This window comes from Capnocytophaga sp. oral taxon 338 str. F0234 (assembly GCF_000192225.1).
GTDB lineage: Bacteria > Bacteroidota > Bacteroidia > Flavobacteriales > Flavobacteriaceae > Capnocytophaga.
On the sequence record NZ_GL872413.1, the window covers coordinates 1,472,315 to 1,480,063 of the forward strand.

At 31.8% G+C, this 7,749-nt stretch carries 8 protein-coding genes; all 8 read right to left on the reverse strand.

Going from position 1 to position 7,749, the window contains the following annotated elements; translation table 11 throughout:
* Positions 1-220, reverse strand: a 220-nt coding sequence (gene tssO, locus HMPREF9071_RS06710; protein ID WP_009745849.1) for a type VI secretion system TssO, incomplete at its 3' end; no start/stop codon positions are given.
* Positions 221-249: 29 nt separating this feature from the next.
* A complete protein-coding gene (locus HMPREF9071_RS06715; protein WP_009745850.1) occupies positions 250-1,389 on the reverse strand; it encodes a hypothetical protein in 1,140 nt (379 codons plus the stop codon).
* Positions 1,390-1,473: 84 nt separating this feature from the next.
* The gene (locus HMPREF9071_RS06720) at positions 1,474-1,971 is read right to left on the reverse strand and encodes a hypothetical protein (RefSeq protein ID WP_009745851.1); all 498 of its coding nucleotides are present in this window, start codon (positions 1,969-1,971) and stop codon (positions 1,474-1,476) included.
* A gap of 175 nt (positions 1,972-2,146) precedes the next feature.
* Positions 2,147-3,379, reverse strand: a complete 1,233-nt coding sequence (locus tag HMPREF9071_RS12375) for a hypothetical protein (RefSeq protein WP_009745852.1) — start codon at positions 3,377-3,379, stop codon at positions 2,147-2,149.
* Positions 3,380-3,671: 292 nt separating this feature from the next.
* The gene (locus tag HMPREF9071_RS06730; protein ID WP_009745853.1) at positions 3,672-4,238 is read right to left on the reverse strand and encodes a hypothetical protein; all 567 of its coding nucleotides are present in this window, start codon (positions 4,236-4,238) and stop codon (positions 3,672-3,674) included.
* 3 nt (positions 4,239-4,241) lie between these two features.
* Positions 4,242-6,251: a peptidoglycan-binding protein gene (locus HMPREF9071_RS11800; RefSeq protein ID WP_009745854.1), complete on the reverse strand. Its 2,010-nt coding sequence runs from the start codon at positions 6,249-6,251 to the stop codon at positions 4,242-4,244.
* 4 nt (positions 6,252-6,255) lie between these two features.
* Complete coding sequence (locus HMPREF9071_RS06740; protein WP_009745855.1) at positions 6,256-7,263, reverse strand: LysM peptidoglycan-binding domain-containing protein; 1,008 nt, start codon at positions 7,261-7,263, stop codon at positions 6,256-6,258.
* Between the two features lie 23 nt (positions 7,264-7,286).
* On the reverse strand, positions 7,287-7,749 hold a 463-nt coding region (locus tag HMPREF9071_RS06745), incomplete at its 5' end, for a TssN family type VI secretion system protein (protein WP_009745856.1).

Sequence of the window (7,749 nt, forward strand, 5' to 3'; positions counted from 1 at the left end):
CCATAGCTACCTTTACCTTCTCTAAATCAGCAGCAAAATGGTTTTGTATGGCGATATCCTTTTCTAACTTAGCATTCTTCTCTTTAAGCAATTTGTTTTCCTCAAAAGGGAAGTGCACATTGGCAAACATCGCTATCACCACAATAGTAACTGTGAGGACAAAAAAGAGGACGAAAAACCAATAGGCTTTTGTGCGCTGTTCTTTATTGACTATTTCCATAGTATTTATAACTTTAATTGTTTAATAAATTAATCTACCAAGAGGCTGCGGGTACGCCTTACTATATCTTGATTTTCATTGGTTGTTTCAGCCACAAATATACCACCATCGGGTTTCTTGCCGATATAATCCAAGCGGCTTAGGTTGTTGTACAAGTCTTCTATCAAGTCCATAAACTCTTCTGTTACTTTGATATGCTTGCGGATATGGTTGTGGTTGTAGTGGGTGTTGATAAGGGTATTGAATACCTGCTCAAAAGCACCTTGGGTAAGGTTGCACCACTCAGAAAAATAGTTCAGCAATTCCTCTTTGCCTGCTCCTGAATGAGCATCTGTAAAGTTCTTCACAATACGCGCAAAGGCTGTTACTGAAAGCAGTAATTCACAAGGTGGGTTATAAGGCGACAATAGTTCAAAGCGGTTGATTTCCTGCCCTAAAAACACCAACATACGCTCATCTATCTTGTCTATCATTGCTGATAGCTCATTATTTTGCTTTTTGATATGGATTTTCTGTGAGATTTGTATGGCATAGTTCTCCATCTTAGCATAAAAGCTGCGAATGCGATGGTAGAGGTTTTGTAAGGAAGGGTGTGCTATCACGCAGCTACAAGGTGGAATATAGGTGTCATCCAAGCGCACCTGTCCGTTTTCTACAATTACCTTTCCAATCATAAGGTACTCATCGCCAAAATCCTTATTCTTTAATTCTTCATCTGTATAGAGGTAAAGGGAGTAGGTAGGACGCAAAAAAGGAATACGCGGTGGGTATTCTTGTGCTGCTGCCTCTCCGTAAGGGGTTGGTTTAAACAATTCAGCGGTGATAAACACAGAGAAGGAGGCATTACCCTTCATCTCTGTCATATCCTTGCTCAGCGTTAAGGTCTGTCCTTCTTGTGCGGCACTGATTTGTATACGTATTCCATTAGGAGTAACGGCGTGGCACTCTTCAAGGGTTAGTTGCAGCTGATTGTAGTGATCCAACAGCACGTACATCTTTACCGAATCACCAGCCATAGGCTGTAAGCCATAGTTAAGGTCTGTGGTTTGCAAGGCTATGGCATCTCTAACGCTGTCGGTAACAAAATCCTGCACAGCAATAAAATGGCTGCTGCTTAGCTTCATTCCGTCTATCCAATTCACAGGATAATGGGTGAGTAGATTGTTCATTGTTCTATCTTGTTTATTTGTTTTGCAAATTCCTTGGTAGTGTTTTTAAGGAAATGTATTATTCTTTTCTATGATAAATTAATTTTATTGTTTCACTATTTTTCCTGTTTCAGTGATTTTAAATGTATCAGTCTGTTCAAAATTAAAATCTTCATCATCTTTTTCAATTGCAGTACACCCAAATTCTGTTTGTATTTTTATTTTAAAGTTTTTATCAATGCAAAATGTTCGCTCTGATGAACATTCATCAACGAGGCGATAATAAAGAATGATACTGTCTATATAATTCCCTTGTTTATCAAATGTTTGTAACTCTATACGTGGTTCTCCATCTTCTATTATATATGCATATAAAATAGATGTTATACTATCACTTATCTGTATTTTTTTAGTAGCAAAGGGTGGTGTATCAAATTCATTTTGCCTATATGGAATAAGCTCATAAAAAGGATTATCCTTATATGTTAAAAAATCAATTGTACCTTTATGAAAAAGGGCATTTACTTCCTTGTTTAGAGATTTTTTTAACTTATGAAAGCCTAAAAATTTATCAATATCTACATAATACAAATCATCTTTCACATAACTACCTTTTATGCAAAAAGGCAACGAAACTTCTTCTAAATCATCAAACGAAATTTCTTTTTTAGAATTAGTTATTGTAAATTCTTCTTTTTCTGTTTTTTTGTCTGTAAAATTTGCATTTCGTTTACAAGCTATAAAATTAGCAGTAAGCAGTAAAAATAAAACTATTTTTTTATTTTTCTATTTTTTTAAACTTTCCTGTTGTATTATCTATTTTATATTCTTCATAATTATCCACTATTATAGAAGATTCATCATATACAAGATATACAGTTGAAATTTTTTGTTTTTTTAAGTTTATATAATAGTATTTTTCATATGCTGATAATGTATTTGCATTATTATAGTATTCGTAACATAATAAAGAATCTATTATATCATTGTTTAAGTAAGAATACAATATAGTTTTTATATGTTCTTCGTGATTATTTTTAACAATCAAATTATTTTTAAATTTCAAGTTTATATTACTATTTAATGTGATGCTATCCATTAATTTTTTTTCTTTTCTGAATAGTTTATAATAATTAATTTCAATTTTATCATATAAACAAGAATCTTCTCTATTGAAATAATCTATACTACAAGTTTCTTTTAATTTTTCTATAAACAATTTATCTCCAATTAAAGGACTTCCTAATAAACTATCTGTAATTTCTTTATTTATATTTGGTAGCTCTTGATTTTGATAATCCGTTTGAGATTTACTTTTATTCTGACAAGAAAAAATTATTATTAAAAACGATAATAAAATTCTTTTTATAACACTTTTATTAAATCTTGAATGTAAATGACTATTATGCAAAGAACCCTTTTTCTCTTGAATTGCATTATCAAATTTTTTCTTGTCTTTTCCTGTAATTTGTTTGTTAAAACCAAAATTATTCATTGCAGTTATAAATTTTTGTTCATCAGAATCTTTTAAGTACAATGTATCTACACTTTCTCCATTTATATGCTCCACACTCGGAAAACTACTTCCATACTTAAAACAACTCCCAGTAGTTTGTATCTTAAGTCCTGTTCTTGCCAAGGCTCCTATAAATCCTGCAAAAACATCTGGACTTGTGTAACGTCTTTTAGTACCCGAAAAAATATAATTTATAAAAACTTTGTCTTTTTTATAATCTAAACTATCTGGCATTTTTAACAACTCCACTTCATTATTTTTTGCTTTATATAATATCCAAGTTTTCCCTTTTGTAGGGTGAGTTCCATATTCTGCGATATCTCCATTTTTATATCTGACTCTTTGAGAAGTTTTGCCTTCTGATACATTTTCATCTGAAATAATTTCTGAATGAGTGGGTTTGGCAGAATAAAAAACACCTATTTCTTTTTCTTTAATTGTATGCCATTCTGCTACACACACCTCGTGTTCATTGCCTTTTTCATCGTGATACACGTATTTATATTTTTGCTTAAATTCTTCTGCTATTTTCTTAGGTATGTGTTTTTCAATGCGTCCATCGTGGTAAATATGGTAAGTTACTATTGTAGATTGTTTTTTATTCTCCTCTTCTTTCTTCTTCCCTTCATCAACCTTTACTTTTACGGGGCTTACTCCAACATCATAAACTACACTCTCAAAGCTAAGTTCAAAAGTACTCGATTCTTTCTTATCTGCGTATGCTTCTACTTTTATATAATATAATATAATGTAAAAAATACAAATTATTATAAATATTCCATTATTTCTAATCTTTTACAAACTTACCTTTTGCATTTATATGATAAGAATTCGTTTTTGATTCTACCATTTTACCATCTATCGAATGCATACTTTTTATCTCTATACTATCTATACTTTTCATTGTAAAAATAGATTTTTGTATATCTATTATATTTTCAAAATCTTTGGCAGGATCTACATAATAGTTTTCTATTTCTAAAGAATCTATAACATTTCTTTCTTTTGTTGAAAAAAGCATTTTATAAGAAGCATCCCCACAAACATTTTCAACTATAAATATCTTGAATTCGTTGTATTCTCCTAAATACATTCCGTCCATTGTCTCACTTCCACAGGCATTCCATTCGATGACATTAGTAGGAAAATAAGAATTTGGTAACTTAACCTGTTTATAATTAAGACTATCTAAGGGGAAGGTAAAGTCTATTACAGGCTCTTTTACTTCTGCATTGACATTAAGCGTATTTTCTATTTTTAAAGAATCTACCTTTTCTGACACCACATTATTATTTTTTCTTCCATTACAAGAAAAATAAATAATAAATAATAAACCAATAATATATTTTTTCATTTTTTATAAATTTAATTTTAATTCTTTTGCTATTTCAACCATTAATTTTCCATTAAGCGTTTTTCTTTCCTTACAAAAATAAATATCATCTAAATATTCTTTTTCAAATCTTCTAACATCTATATGTATCCAGCTATATGTATGCCCTTTAATTTCTGTATTATTCTTATTTAGACCAATAGGCTCAAGACTGAAGTTATTTTTTTTCTTCCAAGATGTTTCTGCTTTTAAATATTTTTCAAAAAAGAGTTTCCTAATATCCTCTAATGACTCTATATTTTTATAATTCTTACCTGATATCATAATATTATTTTTTTTAAACTGAATGTCAATGGCTTTTCCTTGATGATTAGTTGTTGTATAATTTTTAAATCTGCATCGATAACCTGAACTTATTAGAGCAAAACTATATGTATCTTGTTCTGATAGATAAAAAAGTAATGCCTTAAATCCAAATAGTAAACTTCTATGTATTCCTGGATATTCATATTTATTAACCTTTTCATTTGAGATGTTCTCTCCTGTCCCATCCCCGAATCCATTACATTTATTTTTCTCTTTAATTTTTCTAAGCAGACTTGTAACTTCCTTTCCTTTAGTAGAACAGCTACATTTTAATTGTCCCCAAACTACATCATTAATATCAAATTTAGCAGAGAACTCGTCAACAGATTTTAAAACTTCTTCACAGACTATCCCTGTTTCTGTTACTTTCATATAATCTCTTTGGAATTGCTTTACCATAGATTCTGTCCGTTCTGTAAATTCATCAGTAGGAATATTCCCTCCAAATCCAGCCAATCGTATATTAAGCTCTCTTATAAGCTCATTTTTATCCCCTTTTTTTAAACATTTCTTCTCCTCATCTTCTTTCTTCTTCCCATCATCAACCGTTACTTTTACGGGGCTTATGCCAACATCGTAAACTACACTTTCAAAGCTAAGTTCAAAAGTACTCGATTCTTTCTTATCTGCGTAGGCTTCTACTTTTATATAATAATTCTGTCTCTCTGAATCGCTGTCTATTCCAAAAAAGTCTATCCCTTTTTTAAAAAGGTTTTCTGTTATTGTAATCTCACTATCAGTATGAACATCATCGTTAATAACAAGTTTTCTAAGCCAAATCACATCGTCTTTTATAACGTCTTTCTCCAAAATAGTATACCTAACTAAAGTTCCTATCATATCCTCAGACTCTATACAAACACGTACAGAGTCCCCAACTTGTAGTTTATTGACTTTCTTTCCATTAGCATCTACAAAATAGGCATTTTTGATATTTTTTTTAAGATGTGCCTGAACCTCATTGCTATCCTTGATTATCATATTTTTGTTCAAACCAAAACTCGCCGTTACAAAAAACTCGTGTTTGTTTCCCTCCCCATTTTCAGGAGCTTTTTGATTGGCTAACAACTGAAATACTTTCTTATTGCTTAATAAAGGAATTTCAACTCTTGCCATACCATATCTATCAACCTCCGCTAAGAAATCTTTGACGTGAGTTCTGTCTTTTTCATCACGTTCATAGAGATTAAACGTAATTTTTTTACCTTCTAACCCTTGTGTTTTTGCAATAGCTATTAAAGTATCTTGATAGCTTACCTTTGTTATACTTCCTGTTCCCTTTTTTATAAGGTGTACTTCTAAAATCTCAGGTTTAATATTATGCCTTGTTGTTGGCTTCTCTTCTTCTTTTTTAATCTCTATTTCAAGTGAAGCCTCTTCTGAGAATTTACTTAGCTCAGAATTTTCTTTTCCTTTTACTTTTTCAGCATCATATATTTTAATAATAAATGTACCTCCGTCTTTTCCAAAAGATCCAAATTTCATTGGTTCCAATGGTTTTTTATCTTCTTTTATCTCATTAATAAAAGGATTACCATTTCCCTTCTTATAGATACACCATCTATATCTTTTAGAAGTTTTTTCGCCATTTATGGTAACGTAAAAAGTTCCTCCTTTGGTTGTTGGCTTATTTTTTTCATCGAATGTAATTGCTATTTTGTCTGGCATATTTTTAGTGTTTTATAGATTTTAGATTGATACTATTCTTTCTATACAATTTTCCTTCATTATAGAGCGTTATCTCTGCATCTATTTTGAGAAGTTGCTGTGTATCTCTTTGGGTTCTATATGTAATTTCAAAACTACTTCTAATGGGAGTTATATCATCTATAGCTCTAATACCGTCCAACAAATCCCATAGGTTATAATTCCTCTTTAACTCACCCTTTACAATTGTTACAATTTCCTCTTTTTCAAATACCACTTCTGCTTCTAACTCATAAGGAATAAAAGCACTGCCCTGCACGGGGCAAAACTCCTCTTCCCATTTTTCGTTCTCTTTATGAAACCACTCCATACGAGGGAAAAGTACCTGATTTAAGAACGACATCTGTAAGCGTTCCAATATATATTCCTTATCTATCAGTTTTTCATAGAAGGTATCGGTATAGCTTTTGGCTAACTCACCTTCAAAATAGCCTTCTATATCAATACGTTTTTGCGTAAATCGCTCAATGATTTCTCGGTGGTTTTCTATATCTGTAATACCTCCATTTACAGATAGATGGTATTTTAATGGTTGCATCGCCTGCATACAAGCCGTTGCTAACTCGGTGAATTTGGTATCAGCCTCCTCATAAGTTGTATTTACAATCATACTCCAACCTTTTTCGGCTTTTTCCATCTGTAAAGAAAGTGAATAGTCTGTTTTTACTTCTTTATCTGAGGTAAGAACAACTTCTTTTACTTTATAGTCCTTTGCATAAAACTTCTTATCCAAATAACGGGAAGGACGCTCTAATTCTTTTTGTACAGCCTGTTGATGCCCTTGCAATATAGTAAGCTCTTCTTCTGAAGGAACTATAATACGCTCTGTTTTAGAGGTTAGTTTCTGTTCCAATAGTTCCCATAACTCACAACGCATATTGTGATAATGCCGCAAGTCATTTACTGAGATTTGAAGTTTCTCAGCAATCAACTGTAAGGTATCCCCTTTCTTTACCTTGTATATTCTACTCATAAGCGTGTCATTTTAGGGTTATACTATTGAAATTCATAGGTTTCGCCCTCTTCCTCCTCTTCTTTAGGTTTATTGTCTACACCTTCTTTTCTTATACAGAATATCACACTGTTCTCAACGATGTTATTGGAAAGAAGTGTGCCATCAGGGATAATAAATCGCGTTTTCTCATACCACTTAGGTTGCAAGTAAAAAATCCAATGACACAAGCCATTGTCATCTTCCGTTTGTATAGGTTCATTAGAGTGTTTTTCGTTGTAGTCTAATACAAAACTGTAGAAAAGTCTCCCAAAATCAATACGTGAGGGTGCTTTAGCTCTAAAAGAACTGAAATTCTCATCTGTTTCTTCCTTCTTTACTACTAAAGAGATGAGTACCAAATCACGCATTTCCTCATCCTTGATACTTCCTCTTTGTTTGTAATCAGCAGGGAACTGCCAAGACTCGTACTCCACAGGAGGTATGCTGATAGCTCTGTTAAAACTA